General features: G+C 48.3%; 25 protein-coding genes. 1 reads left to right on the plus strand and 24 read right to left on the minus strand.

Translation table 11 applies throughout. The features are described 5' to 3' along the window. Positions 1-229 precede the first annotated feature (229 nt). The 14 genes from QRD89_RS15245 to QRD89_RS15310 form a co-directional block, all read right to left on the minus strand. Entirely contained in the window at positions 230-1,594 is a 1,365-nt protein-coding gene (locus tag QRD89_RS15245; RefSeq protein ID WP_286095636.1) for a hypothetical protein, read from the minus strand. Between the two features lie 137 nt (positions 1,595-1,731). After that, positions 1,732-2,862 carry a Ger(x)C family spore germination protein gene (locus QRD89_RS15250; protein WP_286095637.1) on the minus strand — a complete coding sequence of 377 codons (1,131 nt, stop codon included), beginning with the start codon at positions 2,860-2,862 and terminating at the stop codon, positions 1,732-1,734. Position 2,863: 1 nt separating this feature from the next. Beyond that, a complete protein-coding gene (locus QRD89_RS15255; RefSeq protein ID WP_008633199.1) occupies positions 2,864-3,958 on the minus strand; it encodes a GerAB/ArcD/ProY family transporter in 1,095 nt (364 codons plus the stop codon). 15 nt (positions 3,959-3,973) lie between these two features. Further along, a complete protein-coding gene (locus QRD89_RS15260) occupies positions 3,974-5,608 on the minus strand; it encodes a spore germination protein (RefSeq protein WP_062514433.1) in 1,635 nt (544 codons plus the stop codon). 33 nt (positions 5,609-5,641) lie between these two features. Further along, complete coding sequence (locus QRD89_RS15265; RefSeq protein WP_026578116.1) at positions 5,642-6,370, minus strand: ZIP family metal transporter; 729 nt, start codon at positions 6,368-6,370, stop codon at positions 5,642-5,644. Between the two features lie 117 nt (positions 6,371-6,487). After that, positions 6,488-7,969 (minus strand): DHA2 family efflux MFS transporter permease subunit, encoded by a 1,482-nt coding sequence (locus QRD89_RS15270; protein WP_008633206.1) that lies wholly within the window; start codon positions 7,967-7,969, stop codon positions 6,488-6,490. 2 nt (positions 7,970-7,971) lie between these two features. Further along, entirely contained in the window at positions 7,972-8,598 is a 627-nt protein-coding gene (locus QRD89_RS15275; protein ID WP_008633207.1) for a TetR/AcrR family transcriptional regulator, read from the minus strand. Positions 8,599-8,734: 136 nt separating this feature from the next. Next, positions 8,735-9,262: a GrpB family protein gene (locus QRD89_RS15280; protein ID WP_286095638.1), complete on the minus strand. Its 528-nt coding sequence runs from the start codon at positions 9,260-9,262 to the stop codon at positions 8,735-8,737. A gap of 23 nt (positions 9,263-9,285) precedes the next feature. Continuing rightward, a complete protein-coding gene (locus tag QRD89_RS15285; RefSeq protein ID WP_153017417.1) occupies positions 9,286-9,492 on the minus strand; it encodes a hypothetical protein in 207 nt (68 codons plus the stop codon). A gap of 38 nt (positions 9,493-9,530) precedes the next feature. Next, a complete protein-coding gene (locus QRD89_RS15290) occupies positions 9,531-9,989 on the minus strand; it encodes a DUF1648 domain-containing protein (RefSeq protein WP_008633219.1) in 459 nt (152 codons plus the stop codon). Between the two features lie 11 nt (positions 9,990-10,000). Continuing rightward, positions 10,001-10,252, minus strand: a complete 252-nt coding sequence (locus QRD89_RS15295) for a hypothetical protein (protein WP_286095639.1) — start codon at positions 10,250-10,252, stop codon at positions 10,001-10,003. A gap of 159 nt (positions 10,253-10,411) precedes the next feature. Then, the gene (locus QRD89_RS15300) at positions 10,412-10,969 is read right to left on the minus strand and encodes a hypothetical protein (protein WP_286095640.1); all 558 of its coding nucleotides are present in this window, start codon (positions 10,967-10,969) and stop codon (positions 10,412-10,414) included. An 83-nt stretch (positions 10,970-11,052) separates the two neighbouring features. Further along, positions 11,053-11,481, minus strand: a complete 429-nt coding sequence (locus QRD89_RS15305) for a GNAT family N-acetyltransferase (RefSeq protein ID WP_286095642.1) — start codon at positions 11,479-11,481, stop codon at positions 11,053-11,055. Positions 11,482-11,486: 5 nt separating this feature from the next. Continuing rightward, positions 11,487-12,230 (minus strand): SDR family NAD(P)-dependent oxidoreductase, encoded by a 744-nt coding sequence (locus QRD89_RS15310; protein ID WP_286095643.1) that lies wholly within the window; start codon positions 12,228-12,230, stop codon positions 11,487-11,489. A 218-nt stretch (positions 12,231-12,448) separates the two neighbouring features. On the opposite strand from QRD89_RS15310, the gene QRD89_RS15315 reads away from it, so the two are divergent. Then, the gene (locus tag QRD89_RS15315) at positions 12,449-13,336 is read left to right on the plus strand and encodes a PhzF family phenazine biosynthesis protein (protein WP_286095644.1); all 888 of its coding nucleotides are present in this window, start codon (positions 12,449-12,451) and stop codon (positions 13,334-13,336) included. 134 nt (positions 13,337-13,470) lie between these two features. Here QRD89_RS15315 and QRD89_RS15320 read toward each other — a convergent pair whose 3' ends face one another. The 10 genes from QRD89_RS15320 to QRD89_RS15365 all read right to left on the minus strand — a co-directional run bounded on the left by QRD89_RS15320 (position 13,471) and on the right by QRD89_RS15365 (position 22,383). Further along, positions 13,471-14,514, minus strand: a complete 1,044-nt coding sequence (locus QRD89_RS15320; protein WP_286095645.1) for a Gfo/Idh/MocA family protein — start codon at positions 14,512-14,514, stop codon at positions 13,471-13,473. Further along, positions 14,511-15,617: a Gfo/Idh/MocA family protein gene (locus QRD89_RS15325; RefSeq protein ID WP_062514453.1), complete on the minus strand. Its 1,107-nt coding sequence runs from the start codon at positions 15,615-15,617 to the stop codon at positions 14,511-14,513. Before QRD89_RS15325 ends, QRD89_RS15320 begins: the two co-directional genes overlap by 4 nt. A 25-nt stretch (positions 15,618-15,642) precedes the next feature. Beyond that, positions 15,643-16,464 (minus strand): carbohydrate ABC transporter permease, encoded by an 822-nt coding sequence (locus QRD89_RS15330; RefSeq protein ID WP_008633261.1) that lies wholly within the window; start codon positions 16,462-16,464, stop codon positions 15,643-15,645. Next, positions 16,461-17,414 (minus strand): carbohydrate ABC transporter permease, encoded by a 954-nt coding sequence (locus QRD89_RS15335; RefSeq protein WP_008633264.1) that lies wholly within the window; start codon positions 17,412-17,414, stop codon positions 16,461-16,463. Before QRD89_RS15335 ends, QRD89_RS15330 begins: the two co-directional genes overlap by 4 nt. 50 nt (positions 17,415-17,464) lie before the next feature. Then, entirely contained in the window at positions 17,465-18,730 is a 1,266-nt protein-coding gene (locus QRD89_RS15340) for an ABC transporter substrate-binding protein (protein WP_008633266.1), read from the minus strand. 27 nt (positions 18,731-18,757) lie between these two features. Beyond that, entirely contained in the window at positions 18,758-19,522 is a 765-nt protein-coding gene (locus QRD89_RS15345; RefSeq protein ID WP_286095646.1) for a sugar phosphate isomerase/epimerase family protein, read from the minus strand. Between the two features lie 109 nt (positions 19,523-19,631). Continuing rightward, complete coding sequence (locus tag QRD89_RS15350) at positions 19,632-20,651, minus strand: LacI family DNA-binding transcriptional regulator (RefSeq protein ID WP_008633270.1); 1,020 nt, start codon at positions 20,649-20,651, stop codon at positions 19,632-19,634. A 157-nt stretch (positions 20,652-20,808) separates the two neighbouring features. Then, positions 20,809-21,144 (minus strand): YhfM domain-containing protein, encoded by a 336-nt coding sequence (locus tag QRD89_RS15355; RefSeq protein WP_286095647.1) that lies wholly within the window; start codon positions 21,142-21,144, stop codon positions 20,809-20,811. A 64-nt stretch (positions 21,145-21,208) separates the two neighbouring features. Further along, on the minus strand, positions 21,209-21,529 hold the full coding sequence (locus QRD89_RS15360) for a hypothetical protein (RefSeq protein WP_286095648.1): 321 nt from the start codon (positions 21,527-21,529) through the stop codon (positions 21,209-21,211). 11 nt (positions 21,530-21,540) lie between these two features. Next, positions 21,541-22,383, minus strand: a complete 843-nt coding sequence (locus QRD89_RS15365) for a metallophosphoesterase family protein (protein WP_286095650.1) — start codon at positions 22,381-22,383, stop codon at positions 21,541-21,543. Between the last annotated feature and the right edge of the window lie 5 nt (positions 22,384-22,388).

Below are 22,388 nucleotides of genomic sequence, written 5' to 3' on the forward strand. Positions count from 1 at the left end.
CCCTCTTTCTAATTATTCACCAATGACGTACGGACACTCATCTTAGAATTTCTCAGAAAACCTGTCTGTCTCTTCGCCGAGGGTTATCTATGTTTTGCCTCTGTTAAGATTATGTTGAAAAACAGCGAAATTTGCAACTGATACGGTAATGAAACAGCACATTGATTGGTTCCTATCTACCAATGTATCCAAAATCTCCAGCTGCTAAACTAGTAATTTATGTAAAAAATTAATAGAAAAGCATGGACAGCAGGGAAACTCCTATCCCGACAAATCCGAGACCGATCGTATAGGGCAGATTCCGAAGCACAATTTGATATGGATTCCGCTTCAAGGCGACGGATGTGATCGTGACAATAAGTCCATAAGGTGCAGACGGGACGGTCGCGATGGCACAGCTGGAGAGGAGAATGACGAGCGTGACCGGAGGGAACGCTCCCAGCAGGAGTCCGCTTATTCCACCGAAGATCCCCATCGTTGCAATCGGGTGAACACCAAGCAGTGTGATGAACAGGAATGCCGCCTGTATGAAGAACATAATCAAAATCGGCCGGCCTTCCAAAGCAATGATCGGATCCTGTATGTATTGCAGGTAAGGCGATGCCGTCAGCGTCTCTGTTAAAAAGGACAGCGTAACAAGCAGAACGATAAAATTGTCGAGCCTGTTCGTATTCCACTTCCACGTCGGCCATCCGATGTGGAAGAAACTCCTTCTTCTATGGATCACCACTGCCCATAAAAACGCGAAAGGAAAGATGGAAATCGTCACAGAGAACAGGAAATCGAGTTGGATGACATTGCCTAGGAAAACGACGACTCCTAGAAACAGGGCCAGGGCGGCTATGAACTGAAAGAATTTCTTTTTATCCATCGGAATGTTCTTGGCCGTATCTTCTTCCGGTAAGGATTCGTTCCGGAACAAGAACCTCGCAAACGCCGAGTCGAGCAGGATCCCTATAATAGAAATCGCGATCATCCACGGGAGGACTGCCAGATAATTGGCTCCTGTTATGAAAATAGCGGTTGCCAATAGAATCTCAAGCGGACTCCATAACAGGGCGAGAGAATAGCCTCTCAATGTCACCATCGCTACAAAATTATTACGTACGTTCGTAGGGACGTTTTTCAACTTTTCTTTCAACAAATCCTGGGAAACGGTCGCAGAGGATAAGTTCAGGAAAGCAGCAAGCGACACCATTGTCAGCTCGCTGCGTCCGTAAAGCTTACTGAGACGACGGTCTTTGTTTCCGATCAAAGACTTCAACAGTGTATTGTAGCGACCTGCCTTCACGGCGCTGTTCATCCAAGGAAGCATAGAGACGAGGAACAGAAGGCTGATATTTCCTGCGAAAGCATCCGGAATATCCCGAAGGCCCGAATCGCTTGAAAAGTAGAAAAAGGTACCGGCAGCAATCAGAACGGTACCAAGAATCTTGAAAACCTTATCAGCACGTGGAAAGCTGATGGCAATCATGATGATCGCAAGGATACCGATGCCTGTGTAAAGTACGGCATTCTGCCAGAATACGTGGATGATATTCAAAAGGAAGACAAATGAATAAAATAGATACAAGTAGTTGGTTAGCTGCGGCATAGTACATCTCCTAACTGGATGGCTTGCTAAAGTCATTAATGCCCTCATACTAAACATTCGTGGAAATTATTTCAATGCTGACGGCTCGTTTGTTGACGAATAGCAGCAGAAAAAGGCCGGTGTCTATATGCACCGACCTACTTCGTCCCCTCTGAACCGAATCCAGTTACAGTAATATCTACATCGAACGTGACATCCGCTTCTGCGAACAGCTCATCCCATTCTCCTTTTACCCGTTCCCATTCTTTCGGATAGGCTATCCGGAAACGTTCGTGGAAACCGACGACATCCGCCGCGTATTCCTCCTGAAGCTTCTTCATCACATCTTCCATCATCCTGGTCACTTCTTTAGAGGTCTCCTTTTCTACTTTTTCAAGCTGGGCAGATTCGAAAGAGTCTCCTTCCTGCGACCAATCTTCGGTGATCCAACCGGATGAGGTAACGTTCACCTGGAAGGAGAGTGTTCCACCGCTCCATTTAGGTATTACCTTCGTATCCAACGTCTGAAGCTCGTACACGGTGACGACCCCATCGTCATTTTTCATCTTTACAACCCCGCCGGTCGCCTGTCCTTTAATCCAATTCACACCTTCCACATCTGACTGATCGAGATGGCCTGCGTATTTCTGTGTCCTTCCTTTAATAATACCTGCTCCATTCAGCTTGATATCATTGTTCACAAGTTCTACATTCGGCATCAGAAAACTGGATTTGGTTGACAAGTAGGTGACGGCATCACCAAGACGGACCGAAGGAAGAAGTCCGGTCGTCCGCGTATGGTTGTTCGTCAATTCCCTTAGATAAGTACTTGGTATATCTGCATTCCCTTCCACAGACAACACCTCTTTCCCCGACTCCCTGGTCAGGAACATCCGCGGACTCATACGAGAAACGTTATCCCTCGTCACTTGGTTAAGAATCGATGACATCGGGTAAGCCTCAAGCAGGTTTTCCTGCAGGATGATGACCTTTAGATGGTTTGTATATAAAGGATTCGGTTCTTCCATGGCTAGTTCACGGATAATCTCGTGTATGGAATCTCCTGTTAACGTGAAATTATGAAAGGGCGGCAAATTGGAAGGCCCGACGTTTTCATTTTGTAAAGTTGCCAGTTGGCCGGTGTATTCAATCGGATTCTCTTCATCTTCGGATTTATCGAAAGCAGCTCCAAGAATGAATGACAGCTCTTCAATATCCTTGTTATCCCAGCACCCAGCCAGCACAATGAAAGCTAAAAGTATAGACAAAAGACGATAGGTGGTCTTCATATCATCCGCTTCCCTTCTGCTTTCTGATAACAGCAATCCCCAAAAGTAAAGCTGGAATAGCCATCGAGAAAACAATGCTCGAATAGCCGATGTAATCCCCCATCACAGCCATCTGATTATAATCTTCCGGAATCAGCGCAATCAAATAAACGACAGGAAGCAGAAGATAGCATACCTTTTTATATTTGGTTTTAAATGTGAACGCCAGGCCGGTTGCGGCAATATAGTGGCAGGCGATATACGTCGCAAAGATTTGAATCAACCAGACGACGAGAAAGACGGCGTCGAATCGCTCGAAGAACACCCCTGTATATTCGTACTGCTGAATTAAAGAGAACGTGGGCCATGTATCGATTTTTGTTCGATCGATAGACAGCGCACCGACAACGACGACGACCGTGACTAAATAAAGAAGAACCGTCACGCCGACACCCCAGCCGACGACCTGGAACGCTTTCTTCGGCATCTTCATGAGAGCAATCCAAACGAGCATGAATTCCACACCGCTGAACGTCAACAGCGTCGGGGATATACCTTCCAGCACAGGACCGATTCCCTGTCCGAGAACAGGGCGTAAGTTGTCGATATGGAATATCTTCAGACCGAGCAAGATGATCATAAGAAAGAAGAAAATGGATACAGGATAGAGAAACTCGAACATCCGCGCAATGGGATTGATTCCTCCGACCGACAAATAAATACCGACAAGCAGCATGCTGATCATAATGACAGAAAGCGGCGTATCCTCGAGTAGGTAAAATTGAGTAAGCTCCGCCATCGCACGGATTTCATAAGCAGCCAGAGTAATCGTATAGGAAATAAATAAAAGACTGATGAGTGTTCCGATGAACCTGCCCGTAATGATTTGATTGTACTGAAAGAAATGCTTTTCTGGAAAACGCAGACTGAGGACAATGATCAAAAATCCGGCGCCCAGAGTAATACCTCCACCAATCAAGATCGGTATCCACACATCCGGCGTATTCACTTTCTCCGCCAATGCCCGGGGCAGCGTGAAAATACCGACAGCAACAAGCATCGAGCCGAGCAGCGCAATAGTCTGAGGTGTCGTTAATTTATCTGAACCTGTATTCATAGACCCGTACTCCTTTTAAAACTTCCGGCGCGTTCGCTCTTTTGGAAAAAACTCCTTCGGTCTTTGTTTCATAACGAACAGAGGCAGTCGGAAAATGAAATCTTTCACTTCGCTCCAATTGTAAATCGTTGCCGGTGTAACGTACGGTACACCGAAGCTCCGCAGTTTGACGACGTGAATACATAGAAGCAGGAAAAACAAAATGATCCCATATAAACCTAGAAAGGCAGCAAAGAACATGGCAACAAAGCGCAGCACCCGAAGTGCGACTCCCATCCCGTATTGAGGCGAAACAAAGGAGGCAATCGCCGTCGTGGCAACAACGATGACCATAATGGGGCTGACGAGTCCCGCCTGAACGGCCGCTTCCCCGATGATGATGGCACCGACAAGCCCGATCGTCTGCCCCACCGGACGCGGAAGGCGCAGGCCCGCTTCTCTCAGCATTTCGATGGCAAGTTCCATTAAGAGCGCTTCAATGATCGTCGGAAAAGGGACCCCTATCCGCGTGCTGGCAATGGCAAGAGCGAGCTCTGTCGGAATCATTCCTTGATGAAAGGAAATGAAGGCGACATAAAACGACGGCAGAAAAATGCTTAAGATAGCAGCAAAATATCTTAGCATCCGAATCAGGGACATTGGAATCCAGCGCTCATAATAATCCTCCGGAGACTGTATCATCATAGCGAACGTCGCCGGCACGATTAACGCGTACGGTGTTCCGTCAAGAAGAATAGAGATCCGCCCTTCCAGTAAACCTCCCATCACCCGATCCGGGCGCTCCGTCGCCTGCACCTGTGGAAAGATGGATAAATAATTATCTTCGATGAGCTGCTCAATGTAACCCGATTCAAGTGCATCATCGATGTCGATATTCTTCACTCGCTGGATGACTTCCTGAAGCAGCTCTTCGTTTGCAATATCTTTGATATAGACGATGGCCAAATCCTTTTTTGACCGATCGCCTATTTCAAAATTAAGGATAGTCAAGTTCGGGTCATTCGTTAGTCTCCTCAGGATAGAGGTATTGTCACGAATGTTTTCGATGAACCCGATACGAGGCCCGCGGACAAGCGCTTCTGTAGGCGGCTCTTCAATCGCTCTTGACTTCCACCCTTTCACATCAAGAACAATCCCGACCTCCACGCCGTCCACAAGCAACAACGCCGACCCGGTCATGACTCCCTTGATGCCGCTCTCGATATCTTCCACTTCTTTAATCCCGGCTACACTGATCACGTGGTCAAGCAGATGCTGCTTCAACGCATCTTTTCTCCAATGCTTCCGCTTACCTGCACCATCTGACATCAGCGGTTTCAAAACAAAATTATTGATTTCCTCCACGTTCACAAGACCGTCGATATGGATAAGGGCACTAGATGGGCCGTCTTCCCCTAGCTTGAAGTTACGTGTTGTAATGTCTGCATTCATCCCGATCCGGTCATCTATTTTCTTTTTATTCTCTTTAAGAAGGTCTCCAATTGGTTCTCTCTCCTGTTCTTTCTCGTACGTTGTCCTAGTCCCTCGTGCCTTTCGCCGCAAGTCGACAATACCATGGGCCGCTTTCGTCGCAAAAACCGGAAACAGAATCAAGACAACGATACCTACATACACATCCGTCCTTGTAAGGAACGCTAACACAGATTCCATGGTATTCCCTCCTTACTCATAGTTTGGCTATTCTTACTGAAAGTGCGTGAGAATCAAGGAACACAATAAACCGACCGAGGCGATAAAACCGACGGCAGCGCCGCCTTCCTCATACGCTTCCGGCATCATGGCAGCCGTCACCATCGCAATGACCCCTCCGGCCGCGAACGCTCCGATGAAGGCGATCAGCCCGTCCGAGGCACCTTCAAGAAAAACATAACCGGTCAGGGAACTAAGCGCAGATAACACGAGGACGACCCCCCATAAAAACAGGATCTTCCGATTAGAGTAACCATCCTTTTTCAATCCGACGCTGGAAGAGAGGCCCTCTGGAAAATTACTGATGAAGATGGCGATGACGAGGAGCCAGCTCACTCCGCCTCCTTCGAGCAGACTGACGCCGATGATGACGGACTCTGGAATGGCATCGATGATCGTACCGAAGAAGATCGCCATCCCGGAGGATCCTTGAGGATTCTCACGGGAACGCTTACGCTCTTTCCCGCCTTTTCTTGCAAGGACAAATTCAACGATCGTAAACAGCAGGGCTCCGCCGAGAAATCCAAGCGTCGTTGTTTTTAGTCCTCCTTCATGAATCGAATCAAGCAGGAGTTCAAACGAAGCAGCACCGATCAAAACGCCGGTACCGAATGCCATGATGGCCCCGATCCAACTCTTCTTCATGGTGAAAAAGAGGCCGACTAGCGAGCCGATAAATACCGCCGATCCTGCGACTCCTCCCCAGAACGCTGCTGTCCACATAGCCCTCACCTTTCTAATTCCGTTATATTCTTCTAGTGTGTGTTAAAAAAGGCAGGCTATGTGGGCCGGCATAAACAAAAAAATCCCCTCACGGTTGTGAGAGGATTTCGTTTCTGGTTAGTTTGTCTGCAAGGCCGGCTCTGCCTTCGTTTCCGCAGCAGGCACTTTCTTTTCTTTCTTCGGCTTTCCTTTGATGAAGAAGGACAACAGTAGCCCGACTATCGCAATGATGGTTGCGACAAGGAACGCTACATCAATGCCGTGGATAAGGGCATTGGACATAATGTTCTGCGGCTGTTCACCAGCAGACGGCGTATAGTCTTTGGACGCATTCGTCATCACTGTTACAAGCAGTGCCGTACCGATGGAACCTGCGATGGTACGAAGCGTGTTGTTCATCGCTGTACCATGCGGGATCCACTCTTTAGACAACTGGTTCAACCCTGCTGTAGATACCGGCATCATAACCATTGCGACACCCATCATGCGGATCGCATAGATTGTCACGATGAAGCTGTAACTCGTGTCCGCCGTCAAGTTGGAGAAGACGTACGTCATTGATGCGATGATGGTAAGTCCGGTAATCGCCAGCCAGCGTGCTCCGATCTTATCAAAAATCCTTCCGGTGATGGGAGACATGATTCCCATGACGAGCGCTCCCGGAAGCAGCATCAGACCAGATTCAAGTGCTGTGAATCCGCGCATCGTCTGCATGTAGATCGGCAGGAGCAATTCTGCACCGAGCATGGACATCATGACGATCATCGTGATGACAGCGGCAAGGGCGTAAATTTTGTTACCGAACACACGGAACTCTAGGATCGGTGTTTCCAAACGGAACTGACGGATGATGAACGACGCAAGGGCGACGACACCGATAATCAACGTAATATACACGTTCGGACTGGACCAGCCGTCATTACCGGCGCTGCTGAATCCGTAAAGCAGACCGCCGAATCCGAAGGTAGACAGGATAATGGACAGCACATCGATCGTCGGGTTCGTCTGTTCCGTTACGTTCTTAAGCGCAAAGGCACCGAAGATGATGGCTCCGATGGCAATCGGAATAATAATGAGAAACGGTGTTCTCCAGGAATATTCTTCGACGAGATACCCGGACAATGTCGGCCCGATTGCCGGACCGAAGGCGATGACAAGTCCCGCCATCCCCATGACCGTCCCCCGCTTCTCGACTGGGAAAATCATCAACATAACAGTCTGCATAAGCGGCATCATAATACCGGCACCGCTCGCCTGAATCAAACGGCCGATAAGCAGCACCGAGAAGTTAGGTGCAGCTGCCGCTACGACGGTACCAATCGTAAACAGCGTCATCGCTGTAAAGAACAAGCGTCTCGTCGTGAACTTTCCTATTAAAAAGGCAGTGATCGGAATCATTACCCCGTTGACGAGCATGAATCCCGTCATCAACCACTGGGATGTATTAGCGGTAACATTCAATGTTTCCATAATATTCGGCAGCGCCGTGTTCAACAACGTCTGATTTAATATTGCCACAAACGCACTGACTAACAGTACCGATACGATCGCTATGCGGTTGATCGGCTGTTTCTCTACTTGCTGTGTTTGTTCAGCCATACTTATTCCTCCTCATTCCTGATGGACAAGCCGCGCTTCAGAAGCCTGAGCTCGATCGCAAACTGCTCCATCGCTTTCTCTTTTGATAAACCTTTCGCAAAATGCCGGATCATATTATTGAACATCACCACACGAACGAGATGGATAGCATGGTACAATTCTTCTTCATTTCTTACATCCAGCAGACTCTCATCGATATACTGCCGGATATCATTCAAGTAAGTAAGGAATCGATCCCTTGTTTCCCCATTCGTAAACGTATTCTGCACTTTGTGATTCATGTTCAGAAACACGTGCTTGAAGAACAAGCGGTTCTCTTCCTCTTCAAACTCATCCAGCGTCTGGTGGAACAAATTCGTCATCGCTTCGAATATGTTCCCTTCTGTCTGCTGCAGATAAGAAATGAACAAAGCCTGCCTCTCTTTCGAGTGCTGTTTCAACAGATAGAAGAACACGTCCTCCTTATCCTCGAAATACTGATAAAAACTGCCTCTGGATACTCCGCATCCTTTAATGATGTTGGAAATCGAAGCATCGTGAAGCGGTGCTCTAGAAAACTCGGCACGCGCTGCCTTCATCAGCGCTTCCTGCTTCTCTTCTGGTAAATTGAAGAATGTTTGTTTCGGCATAGTATGCTTTCCCCCACAATGTGACACGGTGTCACATCCAACTGATAGTATGTATATTACTCCCCTTGATTCGAATAGTCAACTAAAAAGTGACACGGTGTCACATTTTTTATTTTCAAAAAAATAAGCCGGGAGATCACCGTCTCCCGGCCTTCGTTCGATACCAAATCATTGCTTGCTTTTCTATCTCTTTAACAACGTTGTTCTTTCCTGCAATATAGGCATCAATATCCTCGGGGAACCTGACGGCAAGCTCCGCTTTCAAGCGCCCGTATTTTTCTCTCGCCCGCTTGTGCGCGCGTAAATAATCACGAAAAGCGAGATGGCGGACGATTTCGCTGCTGCCCTTCGGAAACACGTGGACATGGTGGGTCCGGTCGTCCCCGCCCTTTTGAAAGAAGCGCCGGCCGGCGATCCCGTTTTCCCCTTTTGCTTCATAACCATGGGCCGCCATTTTCTCTTCGTATGTATCGACAACGAAAATGTCGGTTACGACCGGTAGGATATCAATGACCGGCTTCGCATGCAGACCAGGGACTGCCGTACTGCCAATATGATGAATAGCCGGGACCACTTCCCCGAAAATCTTCCGGAGCGAATCCGCTTCTTTTTCGAACATTGCCGGCCATGCTTCGTTGTAACTGGTGACTTCTACGTTACGCAAGGTCTCTCCCCTTTCCACCGCTGCTACCCTTTTGTTACAGTATATAATAGATAAAGGAGGAATGTTCTATCGCTACTGTCCTTATAATCCTGATGGCCGTTTTGCTGCTCATCAGCTTCATCCGAAAGCTGACGAAGAAAAAAGTTTCCGAAGGCGAGGCTTACACGCCGCTTGACGACGTTTACGAAGGTCGGAACAACCGGAGCACCCTTCCTGACATAGACACTCACCGGAAAGCCCCTTATGAAGAAAGGGACGACGTATAAGTTCATTCCCGTAATAATGCAGCCCAGAACAATTGATACATGCAGACAAAGAACAGCGCAGCCATTAAACCGATGGCTGTATAGAAATAAAAAGAAACCTCTCTTCCTGCCGCCTGCATCAGGAAATCCTGATTTGCGGACAGAACAATGAGAAGAATCGTATTTTGAATTACGACGAGGAAGAGAACGGCCCGTTCGTATTGTATCTTTTTGTTTTTCTCGGTTAGATTGATGTAATTCAGCTTCTCCGGCCGGCGTTTTAACAGACCGATCAACCGCCAGCTGAGGATACCGATGACCGGAAGAAGGAACAGGAAGTACTTGGACCCCCATTGATCGGGAACAGTATTGGTGAAGTGGATGGGGATGTTCCTCGGCAGATCCGGTAGATGAACACCCAGCTGGACGCTGTGGAAAAGGAGAGCTGCGGCTGTCAACAAAGGGATAGACCGCTGTATCATGATCTCCTTTTTCACGGCGTGTTCCAGAAGAAGGTTGTGACAGTGATGGGGATAACGAGCGTCACGACTACTAAAGCCCCGTTCCCGATCAAACCGATGCGCTTGTAGAGCCCCTTCTCAGAGAACGCTCCTGCAATCAACCCGAAGACCGCAAGTACGACACTGATAAGAAGGTAAGCGTCGTTCCCAAGCAGCATGACAATATACAAAATAAGGCTGAGAGCAAATAAGCAAATCGATATTCGTGACATGGTTCGTTTCATCTCTTCCTTTCACACCCCTTTCTTATTAACTACTTCCAATTATTCCAAAATATATGACATTCATCAATAGTTACTCTATGATACAATGCCCTGTCCCATTATGGATTTGGTATATAGAAAAAAGACCCTCTCTTTTCGAGAAGGTCTTCCAAGCTGCGTTCACAAGGCTGTCGTCTGGGAGACTTCCGTTTCATCAGGATCCGTTCCATCCTGCATATCCGGGCGGTCTGGCAGGTCTATTCCCGCTTCTTCCAAACGGGCGTCTGCCTCCTCTTTCGTCATCGTGCCGGCTTCCACTTGATCGCGTACCTCCTCCATCACCTGCTTCTGCTCATCGGTTAAGTTCTCCATGAATCCACCTTTTCCGTGATGGGGACCTTTCAGGCCGAGCTCTTCCATCTGATCTCTCGCTTCCTCTTCCGTCATCTCACCTGCTTCCACCTGATCGCGGATGGCGTCGACTTTCGCTTTCGTCTCTTCATCCAGCGCCTCAAAGCCGTGCCCGCCCCGATGGAATCCCTGCTCCTTCAGCTGATCAACTGCTTCATCTTCGGTGATGTCCCCACTCTTAAACTGCTGGAGAAGCTCGCGGACTTCGGTTTCAAACGCAGACTCTCCGGACTCGGAATCCGACGTGGCAGCAAAGGCGACACCCGGAATCGCGATGGCCAGCGCAAGCGCTCCTGTAATGGCTTTCTTCGATAATACGTTTTTCATTTGATATCCTCCTGTAAACAATATTTGTGTTACAGGTTCATCTTACAAAGGATATGAGTCAGGAAGATGTCAAAGAAAAACAATTAAGACAGAGACCTCTTAAATACAAAACTAACTTGATCATACCCCATCTTATCCATGTAAAACCGGTGGGCGTCTTTGCGCTGGAGACCGGATGAAAGAGCCACACTCTCATACCCTTCTCCAACAGCCCAGTGATGGACGGCGTTTAACAGCTTCTCGCCACAGCCTTTCGAACGGTGCTTTTCGTCCGTCACCAAGTCACACACCCACACGAATCGTCCATAGTAGAGTGTCGTCATCGGTTTCACTCCCGCAACGGCCACGAGCTTTTCGTCTTCCATCCACGCAAAAAGACGGTAGCGGTCCACTCGCTGCGCTTCTGTCACCAAATCGAGGTAAGCGGATTCGGTAAGATGAGTCCGGAGCTGTTTCATGACGGGAAAAGCAGCGATAATCTCCTGTTTGGAAACCAATTCTTTCACCTTCATCCTCCTTATCTCAAATAGCCGCCATTGTTCAGATCGAACGTCGCACCAGTATAGTGCTTGGCCTTCTCCGACAAAAGAAAAACGACCGTATCTGCCACATCCTCAGGAAGAACCGGCGTATCAATCAGTTCATTTGCCAAATACTCCTCCACTCTCCATGCAGGGATTTGACTCATCATCGGTGTCTGAACGATGGTCGGGGCAACTGCGTTAACCCGGATGTACGGAGAGTAATTGATCGCACAGCTTTTTGTTAAGCCGATCAAAGCGGCTTTCGAGAGACCGTAAATGGCATCCGTGCTGCCGTCCAAAGCGGATACACTCGACAGGTTGACGATCGATCCTCTCCGCTTCGACTCAAATAGACATTTACCGAAGAACTTGGAAAAATACACCGCCCCTTTAATATTGATATCAAGCACGCGGTCTATTTCCTCCGGTTCATATTGCATAATGTTTTTTGCAAGATAAATGCCGGCATTGTTAACTAAACCGTTCGTATCTGGATGTTCTTCTGTAACATACTCAAAGAACTTCTCCACCTCTTCATATTTACTTATATCCAGTCGATAGGTATACAGACGTTCCTTACCTCCCATGGATTGTTTCAAATCATACAATGCGTCCTCCTTGATATCACAAGCAATGACGGCGGTCTGTTCCTGAAGACAATGGTTAACAATTGCCTTTCCGATTCCGGAGGCAGCACCAGTGACAATGACTTTTCCACTATTCCACACACGTTCCATCTCCTACTCCTGTATGTAATAAATTATCAAAATTGGTAAACATCATCATTATACTATCTCACGCATCGGTTTACATTTATTTATCTAAAATAGCTTACAGGAAAATTATTCTAATTATTTTATCCAAGCAAAGGATTTTCCACCTTTCTTTCCTATGTCCATGGTAAAATTACTATTCTATGGAAACGATTAAAACATATAGTCAGGAGAGTAGAGGTATGAAAAAAATAAGTTATTCCATCTTGGATGTTTTTTCACAAGGGAAGTACACCGGAAACCAACTGGCAGTTTTTCGCAATGCTGAAAATCTGTCTTCTGATGAGATGCAGCAAATAGCAAAAGAGATTAATTTTTCAGAGACCTCTTTCCTATTGTCTTCTACCAGAATAAACGGGGGATATGATGTTCGTATTTTCACCCCTAATGAAGAGGTACCCTTTGCCGGGCATCCAGCATTGGGTACTGCGTACATCATCCAAAGAGAAATATTAAACGAAACCAAAAAAGATATCACATTAAATTTTATATCTGGACAAACCCCCATTATGTTCGATGAGGGAAAACAAATTTATTGGATGAACTTAAATGAACCTGCTTTTGGCCGCATATTAAACAGAGAAGAAATTGCGGCTGTTTTAACTATTAACCAAACATGTATCGATCATCGATTTCCAATTCAAGAAGTGTCTACAGGACTTCCTATAATTATCGTACCCTTACTTTCACTGGAAGCCGTAAGGAGTGTCCGATTAAATAAAAATAAATACTATGAATTAATTAAACAAACTGACGCCAAGGCAATTATGGTATTCTCTTCTGAAACTTACAGTCCCGATAATCATTTGAACGTCCGGGATTTTGCTGATTATTATGGGATTCCGGAAGACGCAGCTACCGGGAGTTCAAATGGAAGTCTAGCTTCTTACTTAGTGAAATACAGGTATTTTAATGAAGACAAGATTAATATTCGTACGGAACAAGGATACGAGATCAACAGGCCTTCTTTATTGTATTTAAGAGCAGAGAAAATAAATGATAAAATTACAGCAACCATTGGAGGACGTGTAGAAAAAATTGCGCAGGGTGATTGGTTCACACGTTCCTGAACGTACTACCCTTTACTGTACAGAGCCTCTCATGACAATCGCTTATCCTTCATTTTAATAAATTTTCCAGGGATCGGGTGGAAAATAAAAAAAGCCACCCCATGACAGGGTGACGATAAGAAGGTTGGAACGAATTATTTAACTGGTACGGGAGTGGTCACTTTCACCACTTTTCCCGTCTCACTCGCTTCCAGGGCGGACAGGATCACTTCTAATGATTTTCTACCTTCTTCCCCGGTAATCAAAGGTTCACGATCATGAAGGATGGAGTCAACGAAATGATCGATTACATGGGTCGTCGTCTGACCGCCTTCCTCATTCGTCTGGATTTTATCCAGTTCGAAGTTCAGGACTTCTCCGGTCTTGTAGCGGATTCGGAAGGAATAGTCCGGGTCGTTCTCAAGCTCCATGACCCCCTTCTCGCCGTATAAGACGGTAGCATTGTCCCCGCCGGCAACGTAGGACCAGCTGGCAGTCAGTGTCCCGATGATACCACTGTCCATCTTCAGGATACAGACGGCGTTATCATCCACTTCGGTGTTCTCTTTGGCAGTCGTCTGGACGAATGCACTTATTTCATCGACTTCACCGAGCAGGTAGCGGATCAGGTCCGCTTTATGGACGCCGAGGTCCCCCATCGCGCCGACGAACGCTTTCTCTTTATCGAAGAACCAGCTGTCTGCGCCGTCGATGCTCCAATTTTCCGGACCACCGTGGCCGAAGGTCGTCCGGAAGCTGTAGATTCTGCCGAGCTCTCCGTCCTCAAGCATCTGCTTCGCTTTCTGGTGCGAAGCGACGAAGCGCTGGTTATGAGCGACCATCAGCTTCTTCCCGTTTGCTTCGGCAGCGGTGATCATCGCCTGTGCTTCCTCGCTAGATACAGCCATCGGCTTTTCACAGAGGACATGCTTCTTCGCTTCCAGGGCAGCAATGGTTACAGGGGCATGCAGAGCATTCGGGAGGCAGACGCTGACTGCATCTATATCCGCCCGCTTCAACAGTTCTCTGTAATCGAAGAACGCCTCGGCGCCGTATGATTCTGCTACAGCCAGCGCCCGGTCGTTGATGACATCACAGACCGCAGCGATTTCTACATTCGGATTCGTTTTATATTCCAGCAGGTGGCGCTTTTGTGCAATACTGCCGCAGCCGATGACTCCAACTCTGATCTTATTCATGATTGATTCATCCTTTCACTCATTTGATAACTATCTTCACGGAGCGGCGACGGAGTCACCGTACTTGTAAGGTCCACCTTCTTTCCGGAATCAGAAGAAGTATGGAAGGCATGCATCGCTTCCAGGACATGATAGGCAAGAGACCCATGCGTTCGGAACGGCGTCCCGTGCTTGATCGCCTCCGCCATATCGGCAAGACCGATTCCGCGGCTGTTCTCTGAATAGACCGATGGAACGGAGACTTCCTGCCAGACATCTTCCCCGCGTTTCTTATAGGAAACAGGGCCCCCGAACGTGTTCGGGTCCGGCACTTTCAAAGCCCCTTCTGTTCCGTAAAGCTCGATCAGCGAGCCTTCCGCCGGTGCTGCATCGAAGCTCATCGTTAAGGTGACAAGAGCCCCCTGTTCCATTTCGAGGATACCGGAATAGTGGGTTGGGGTTTCGACAGAAAGGACTGTCCCCTCCTTCGGACCACTTGCAATTGCACGTTCCGCGGGGCTTGTCGTCGCGACAGCCATAATGGACTTAATCGGACCGAGCAGCTGGATAAGGGCAGTCAAATAGTAAGGTCCCATATCAAACAGCGGCCCTCCTCCTTTCTGGTAAAAGAACTCCGGATGGTGGTGCCAGCGTTCCGGACCAAGATTCATCATGAAAGCGAGGCCGGACAATGGAATACCGATCGCTCCTTTCTCCATAAGCCCCTGACAAGTCTGGAGGCCTGCACCTAGGAACGTATCCGGAGCGACACCCACCTTCAAATTCTGTTCTTCCGCAAAGGCGAGGATTTCTCTTCCGTCTTCTAATGTGACGGCAAGGGGCTTTTCGCTGTAAACGTGCTTCCCGTTTCGAAGCGCTCCCATCGTAATTTCCTTATGAACGAGCGGCGGTGTCAGATTGATGACGACGTCGACCGCTTCGTCCTCCAACAGCTCCGTTACCGTGAGGGCGCGCTCGACGCCGTAAGCCTCTGCTTTCTCACGAGCGCGGTCCAGATCGACATCGGCACAAGCGATGATATCGAAGCTCGCAAATTCCTGACTATTTTTCAAATAAATATCGCTGATCGTTCCACAACCGATTATTCCTGCGCGAATTGTCATTTCTTCCACCTCTTCTTTCTCTCTATTATTCTTTCACGGCCCCGCCAGCAAGTCCCTTCACGACTTTCTCCTGTGAGAATAAGTACACGATCAGGATCGGAAGACTGGCAAGGGTAAGGGCTGCCATCAAGCCGGGGACGTTGACGGAGAATTCTCCTTTAAAGTCTTGGAGACCAAGCGGGAGCGTCATGTTCTCGGGACTTGAGATCAGCACAAGGGCAAAGATGAACTCATTCCATAAGTGGATGAAGTTGTAGATCAGCACCGTCATCAATGCCGGAGTCAGCATCGGCAAAATCACCCGCCAGAAGACGCCGAAGTGGGTACACCCATCCATCTTCGCTGCTTCTTCGAGCGATTTCGGAATTTCCTGCATGAATTGTGTCAGGATGAAGATCGATATCGGCAGACTAAAGGCGATATACGGTCCGAGCAGCGCCCAGATCGTATCATATAGGCCGATGTTTTCCGTAAACTTGAAAATCGGGATCAGCGTCGCATGGATCGGCAGCATCATCCCGGAGATGAAAAGCAGGAACAGAACGCGGTTGAATTTGAATTTCATCCGGCTCAGCGGATAACTCGCGAGTGCTGCAATGAACATGACGATGCCGACAGCAAGCACGGAAATCAGAATACTGTTGAAGAAGTAACGGGTCAGCCCCATTTCAAACACGGCGGCGAAGTTCTCTAAGTTGAAGGAAGAAAAGAAGGCAAACGGCTTTTCAAAGAAATCGGCCTGCGTCTTCAATGCCGTCGAAATCATATACAGGAACGGAAAGCCGGTGAAGACGAGCAGAAGAATGGCAAAGACATATAACGGAATGCGCTTGAATGTCGCTGTCATAGCAGTGCTCCTTTCTTTTTACGATAGAAATCAAGCATCTGAATGATGATGGTCACAATCAAAGCGATGAAAAACATCAGGAAGGCGATCGCACTCGCATACCCCATATTGAAATTGACGAAAGCCTGTTTGAACATATAGGTGCCCATCAGCTCGGTCCCATGGTTCGGGCCGCCGCCTGTCATGATATAGAAGATATCAAACGCCTTCAGGGAACCGACGATAGCGAGAATAGAGCTGCTCACAATAGTCGGCATCAGCATCGGCAGCGTGATATGGATGAACTTATGTAGAGCGTTCGCTCCGTCCATCTTGGCTGCTTCATACAGGTCTTCCGGAATACCGACGATCGCCGCTTTGAAGAGAATCATATAGAAAGGGGCGAACTGCCAGACGACAACAAGCAGGACGGCGAACATGGCGGTGTCAGCTTGACTGAGCCAGGCGACGTTTTCTACACCGAAGAGGGACACGATATTATTGACGATACCATTAATCGGATCGAACATGAGCACCCACAAGAGACCGATGGCGACCGTCGACATGAGGAAAGGAAAGAAGTAAACGCTGCTCATGAAGCGGATGCCTTTGACCGGAGCAAACAGCATCAAAGCCATTAACAGACCGAGTGGAATTTGGACGAATACGGAAACGAGAACGACCCACGTATTATTCGTCAACGACGTCCAGAACACCGGATCCTGGAACAGCTGGACATAGTTCTGCAAACCGACGAACACCATCTCACTCATACCGTCCCATTCATACAAACTATATTGGAAAGTAGAAAAAATCGGATAAAGGACATAGACGGCATAAACGATGAAGGCTGGTGCGATAAACAACAGGATGGTCATCATATCCCTGGACTTGACGTTTTTCGTCTTTTCTTTCGTTCGGGAAGCTGCTTTTGATTTGGCTCGTGCCACTTTGTTCACATGTGTTTCCACAAGATCCCTCCTTTTTAATAGAAGGAAAGGGGGAAGCCCCCTTCCTCCTTTTATTCCAGTACTTCCTTCGCTTTCGCTTCCATCTTCTCTGCCGCCTCTTCCGGCGTCATCTCCAGTCCGAAAACAGCCTGGGTCGTATCTTTATGAAGCTCGGCAAGCTCTGGAGGAAGAGTTTGGTCGTAAGGCATCTGCAGGTGGGTCGCGCCTTCCACTACTTCATGGAATTTCTTCGTGAATTCATCATTCGGAACCACTCCATTGATGGAAGTAAGGGAACCGGTGCGGTCCGCGTATGCCTGTGCCGTTTCTTCACTTGTCAGTTCCTGAATTAATTCTGTAGCAAGATCTGGGTGTTCAGAGCTTTCTGATACCGACCATACAGGACTTGCGGAAGCTCCTAGATCCGTGACGGATCCTTTGCCGCCTTCCACTTCCGGAAAGACGAAGAAGTCGAGCTTCTCTTCGAATTCAGGTGCTTCCATACGGACATTGTTCAGGAAGGAAATCGTCATATCCATCATGGCCGCCTGACCGGAATACAAAAGCTGACGTCCTGTACCTTCGTCGTAAGGTACTCCGTTAAAGCCTTCATTAAAGGCATCGTTCTTCACCATTTCCTGTATGTACGTTCCCGCTTGTACATACCCCTCATCGTCGAACCCTTTCCCTTCTCTATGGAAAGCGCTGTCAAAAAGATCCGTACCCGCTTCTCTGCTTGCGAAGTTCATGAGGTAGTATGCGCCTGGCCATTTTGTCTTGTTGGCAAGGGCGATTGGAATGATGTCGTTCTCATTGAGCGTATCGTTGATTTCAAGCCATTCCTGGTATGTCTTCGGCTCTTCCAATCCATATTTATCAAAGATTTCTTTGTTGTAGAAAACGACGTCGATGGAGAGCCCAAGTGGCAGGCCGTACACTTTGTCCTCGTACATCGAATTCTGAAGCGCCAATTCATTAAAGTGGGACTTGTCGACGTCCTCGGTTACATCCAGCACTTTTCCTTGATCAACGAACTGTTTCAGCCAGCCGCCGCCCCAGCTGTTAAATACATCAGGCGGGTTGCCGCCGGACATGGCAACAGACAGCTTCTGCTTATACGCATCGTTTGGAATCCGAAGGACTTTAACCTCGACATCCGGGTGCTTCTCCTCAAAGCGCTCGACTGCTTCTTCATACACCTTCTCCTTCTCGCCGGGATCGATGTGCCAGAACTCAAGCACCTTCTTCTCGCTTCCTCCTGCAGAATTGGAAGAACCGCTGCACGCAGTCAGAATCAAAACCAAGAACAACATCATTAACATCGCCAGTTTCTTCAATAGAACCGCTCCTTTATAATGATTTGATCAAACGGATGTCACGTTTTGTTTCTGCAGGTACTGGAAACTTTCCGCAATGCTATCAAGCGGGGACTGCTTCGATTGATCCTGTTCTACGATCCACCATTCCACCCCGTTCTTTCCACCGAGTTCAAGCACGCGCTCGATATCGACACCGCCTGTTCCAAGCTCTGCGAAGAACTGCTCTCCATCTGTCGTCATATCCTTCAAGTGGACGAGTGGCGTCCGACCCTGGTAATTCTCGAGCCATTTGGCTGGTGATTCTCCCGCTTTCGTCAGCCAGTAAATATCGAACTCCGCCTTCACCCACTCCGGATTCGTCTCTTTCAAAATATAGGAAAGCGGTGTCGTACCGTCCTCCCATGCTTCAAGCTCGAAGTCGTGGTTGTGATAGGAAAGCGTGATGCCTGCTGCATGAGCTTTCTCCCCTGCTTTATTCAACACGCTTACCAGATGCTCGTAATGTTCCTTCGTCCGCTGCTCCGGAAGCAGGTATGGGCAGACGATATGCTTGCTTCCAAGAATTTTCTGCTCTTCGATGACGCCGTCGATTCCCTCTTCCAGGACGTCGAGCGGAATATGACTGGATGCCGCCTTCAACCCGAGAAGGTCGAGCGTTTCCCGCACTTCTTCTGCCTGCAGGCCGCCGAGCCCGGCAAGCTCCACCCCGTCATAACCGAGGTCCGCCACTTGCTTCAGCACCCCCTTGAAATCTTTTTCACTTTCATTACGCAAGGTGAACATTTGTACAGCTACTGGAATCTTTGTCATTTGATACACTCCTTTATTTTGTTAATGTAAACGATTACAAAAAGGTTTTTTAAAAAAGGATGATAGCTCACCCTATTTGTAATCGATTACATTTTACTAACCAATGATATTACAGCGGGACTACCTTCTTTTGCTGCTTCGCCCCGCACGACTCACGGATCACCAATTCATCCGACAATAGATGCTCCATCTTCGTGACTTCTTCTCCGTTCAGCTTCTTCAGCAGAAGCTCCATCGCCCGTTTCCCCATATCGAAAAACGGCTGGGCAATGGTTGTCAGAGGCGGATTGTACATGGATGCAAACTGGATATTGTCAAACCCGACAACTGCCAGGTCTTCCGGTACCTTCCACTCAACAGCAGAAGCTGCATTGATCGCTCCAATCGCCATGTCGTCACTTGCTGCAAAGACAGCAGTCGGACGTTCGGCTTGGGAAAGTAAAGACGTCATATGTTCATACCCGGATTCATAGGTGAAGTCCCCTTCCCGGACGAACCGTTCATCGACGCCGAGGCCGTGCTCGATCATCGCCTGACGATAGCCTTCGTAACGAAGCTCGGACAGTGGCATGCGAAGCGGCCCTGAAATACAGGCAATTCGTTTATGGCCGAGGCGGATGAGATGCTCGGTTGCTTTCCAGCCACTCTTTTTGTTATCGATCGACACAAACGGTATGTTCGAAGATGCCAAATGAGCGGTCGCAAGCACGATTGGAAACTCGTTTGAAATTTCCAGCATCAGACGCTCCTCCATTTTAGGAGACAGCATGATCATCCCGTCTACCTGCCGCTGCTTCAAGTGTTCGACAGATCCATACTCGCTGCCGAACTGGTTGTTGGTATTGCGGAGCAGGACACGATATCCGTGGACAGACGCTTCTTCCTCAATACCGCCGACGATTTCTGCAAACACCGTGTTACGGATGTTCGGCACAAGGACGAGAATCGTATTCGTCTCCGTGCGTCGGAAATGCCTGGCCAGCATATTCGGCTCATAATTCAACTGCTCAATCGCTTGGTCCACTTTCGCTTTCGTCACCGGCTTTACCGCTTCGGGATTGCGCAGCACGCGCGATACCGTTGCCGTTGAAACACCGGCAAGTTTCGCTACATCACTCATCTTCGCCATAAGTAAGCTCCTGTTCCTGTGTCAAAATGTAATCGATTACAAATAGTGTAAGCGATTCGTTTTGGAAATGCAATACTATCCGGAAAATATTCTGAATTTTTAAAATGGATGTCGGGATTTTTTCTTCCTCCATAAAAAAAGCCCGCTGAATGCGGACTTATTCCAACATATCAAGCAGCTGATTCGTCTCTTCGGCGTTCAGCTCGTACGCCTCCGACTCGTGTCCTGCATAGGTCAGCCGACTGCTCTCTCCATCCATCTTCCATTGCAGGCCGTTCGTTTCCCCGTTTTCATAGCGGACAAGCAGGTCATAGTCCGGTTTCGTTCCGTTCACGTCGATGTCCTGTTTGACAGCGACGGTCTCTTCCGTAATTTCCTCGAATCTGGAAACTGTCTCCTTCTGATCGAGTACCGTGAAATGATTTTCGTTCAAGCCGCCATAGCCTCTTGACTCCGACACCTCAATCAATGACACATCATCGAGCAGTGTCAACTTTTTCTCCGACGATTGACAGGCGATTAACGTGAGTAATAGGCAAAAATTCCTACACCTTTCTTCATGATTCCCCTCCTGAACCGCTTCCCCATTGATCCATTGCCAGGAAAAACAGGGCCAGCATAATATTTAAAACCGCAAGCATGGCATAATGCGTCCCTTCCATCCACCCGAGGGAATAGAGCAGGGGGAAGACCATCGTCTCCACCCCGAACAGACAGAGCAGGAAGCCGAATCTTTTTGCGAGCTTAGGCTCGTCTTTCGGATGAAAGGTGGTATGATAGCCGGCGATAAATGCAGTCTTTCCTTTCTTTGCGACAGATAAGCCGGTCCCACAGAGAAGAAGACCGATCAGCACAAGGAAGAATGAAATCCAAAACATCTTCTGCCCCCTTACGTCCAGTAATGCTTTTCAAAATAGGCGATGAGCTCCGCCTTCCCGCCGTTTTCTGCGTGAAGCTTATGTAATAGATCGTGATTGTGGGTATGGGTGACACCCGTTTCCCGGACTTCTTCATACAGGGAGAAAAACGGCAGTTTTTTCTCCCTGGCAATCGCGAGTTCCCGTTCCACGTCATAGGCAACTTTACGAAATCTTACATCCGCTATTCCATCTTCATCGATTTCAAGGAGGGCATACTGTGCCCTGAGGTCCCCGTTCAGTTTTCCCCATTTAAAAAAAGGCTGGCCGACGGTGCCGGGATTGATAATCAACTGTCCGTTTGTACTGTAGCGCAGAAGCGGGTGATGGGTGTGCGCGTAAATCGCGACATCATGGCCATCGTCAAATAAGCGGTCAAACCCTTCCTGAGGATGGGAGGGCCACAGGTCTCCTCCGTAGTTCTTATCCGGCAGGTGGTGGCTCAGGCGGATATGCAGCTTATTGATCTGTTTCGTCTGGACAAGCGGCAGCGTTTTTATCCGATCGATGTAGGAAGGATTCAATCTTTCACAAAGGTATTTCGTGAGTCGTGTAACGTAAAGATCCGTAGCATTCCCGATGTCTATATCTTTCTTCAAGACGTCGAGGAAGCCATCCTCCCAGTTGCCGCGGACATAGGCGGAAGTGCGTACCTGATCCAACTGCTCGAATAAGTCATCCGCTCCCGGGCCGGGCATGATCAAATCTCCTAAAAACCAATAGTCTGTTACCCCTTGCCGTTTCGCGTCCTGCAGCACCGCCTCAAGGGCGGTTCCGTTGCCATGGACATCGGCAAGCAACGCAATGATAGGCATAACGC

Source organism: Halobacillus sp. ACCC02827 (genome assembly GCF_030291935.1).
In the GTDB taxonomy this organism is placed as follows: domain Bacteria; phylum Bacillota; class Bacilli; order Bacillales; family Halobacillaceae; genus Halobacillus.

Excerpts from the sequence above, each read along its gene's own strand:
- QRD89_RS15245 (WP_286095636.1), bottom strand. The coding sequence starts at position 1,594 with ATGCCGCAGCTAACCAACTACTTGTATCTATTTTATTCATTTGTCTTC.
- QRD89_RS15250 (WP_286095637.1), bottom strand. The coding sequence starts at position 2,862 with ATGAAGACCACCTATCGTCTTTTGTCTATACTTTTAGCTTTCATTGTG.
- QRD89_RS15255 (WP_008633199.1), bottom strand. The coding sequence starts at position 3,958 with ATGAATACAGGTTCAGATAAATTAACGACACCTCAGACTATTGCGCTG.
- QRD89_RS15260 (WP_062514433.1), bottom strand. The coding sequence starts at position 5,608 with ATGGAATCTGTGTTAGCGTTCCTTACAAGGACGGATGTGTATGTAGGT.
- QRD89_RS15265 (WP_026578116.1), bottom strand. The coding sequence starts at position 6,370 with ATGTGGACAGCAGCGTTCTGGGGAGGAGTCGCAGGATCGGCGGTATTT.
- QRD89_RS15270 (WP_008633206.1), bottom strand. The coding sequence starts at position 7,969 with ATGGCTGAACAAACACAGCAAGTAGAGAAACAGCCGATCAACCGCATA.
- QRD89_RS15275 (WP_008633207.1), bottom strand. The coding sequence starts at position 8,598 with ATGCCGAAACAAACATTCTTCAATTTACCAGAAGAGAAGCAGGAAGCG.
- QRD89_RS15290 (WP_008633219.1), bottom strand. The coding sequence starts at position 9,989 with ATGATACAGCGGTCTATCCCTTTGTTGACAGCCGCAGCTCTCCTTTTC.
- QRD89_RS15295 (WP_286095639.1), bottom strand. The coding sequence starts at position 10,252 with ATGAAACGAACCATGTCACGAATATCGATTTGCTTATTTGCTCTCAGC.
- QRD89_RS15300 (WP_286095640.1), bottom strand. The coding sequence starts at position 10,969 with ATGAAAAACGTATTATCGAAGAAAGCCATTACAGGAGCGCTTGCGCTG.
- QRD89_RS15305 (WP_286095642.1), bottom strand. The coding sequence starts at position 11,481 with ATGAAGGTGAAAGAATTGGTTTCCAAACAGGAGATTATCGCTGCTTTT.
- QRD89_RS15310 (WP_286095643.1), bottom strand. The coding sequence starts at position 12,230 with ATGGAACGTGTGTGGAATAGTGGAAAAGTCATTGTCACTGGTGCTGCC.
- QRD89_RS15315 (WP_286095644.1), top strand. The coding sequence starts at position 12,449 with ATGAAAAAAATAAGTTATTCCATCTTGGATGTTTTTTCACAAGGGAAG.
- QRD89_RS15320 (WP_286095645.1), bottom strand. The coding sequence starts at position 14,514 with ATGAATAAGATCAGAGTTGGAGTCATCGGCTGCGGCAGTATTGCACAA.
- QRD89_RS15325 (WP_062514453.1), bottom strand. The coding sequence starts at position 15,617 with ATGACAATTCGCGCAGGAATAATCGGTTGTGGAACGATCAGCGATATT.
- QRD89_RS15330 (WP_008633261.1), bottom strand. The coding sequence starts at position 16,464 with ATGACAGCGACATTCAAGCGCATTCCGTTATATGTCTTTGCCATTCTT.
- QRD89_RS15345 (WP_286095646.1), bottom strand. The coding sequence starts at position 19,522 with ATGACAAAGATTCCAGTAGCTGTACAAATGTTCACCTTGCGTAATGAA.
- QRD89_RS15350 (WP_008633270.1), bottom strand. The coding sequence starts at position 20,651 with ATGGCGAAGATGAGTGATGTAGCGAAACTTGCCGGTGTTTCAACGGCA.
- QRD89_RS15360 (WP_286095648.1), bottom strand. The coding sequence starts at position 21,529 with ATGTTTTGGATTTCATTCTTCCTTGTGCTGATCGGTCTTCTTCTCTGT.
- QRD89_RS15365 (WP_286095650.1), bottom strand. The coding sequence starts at position 22,383 with ATGCCTATCATTGCGTTGCTTGCCGATGTCCATGGCAACGGAACCGCC.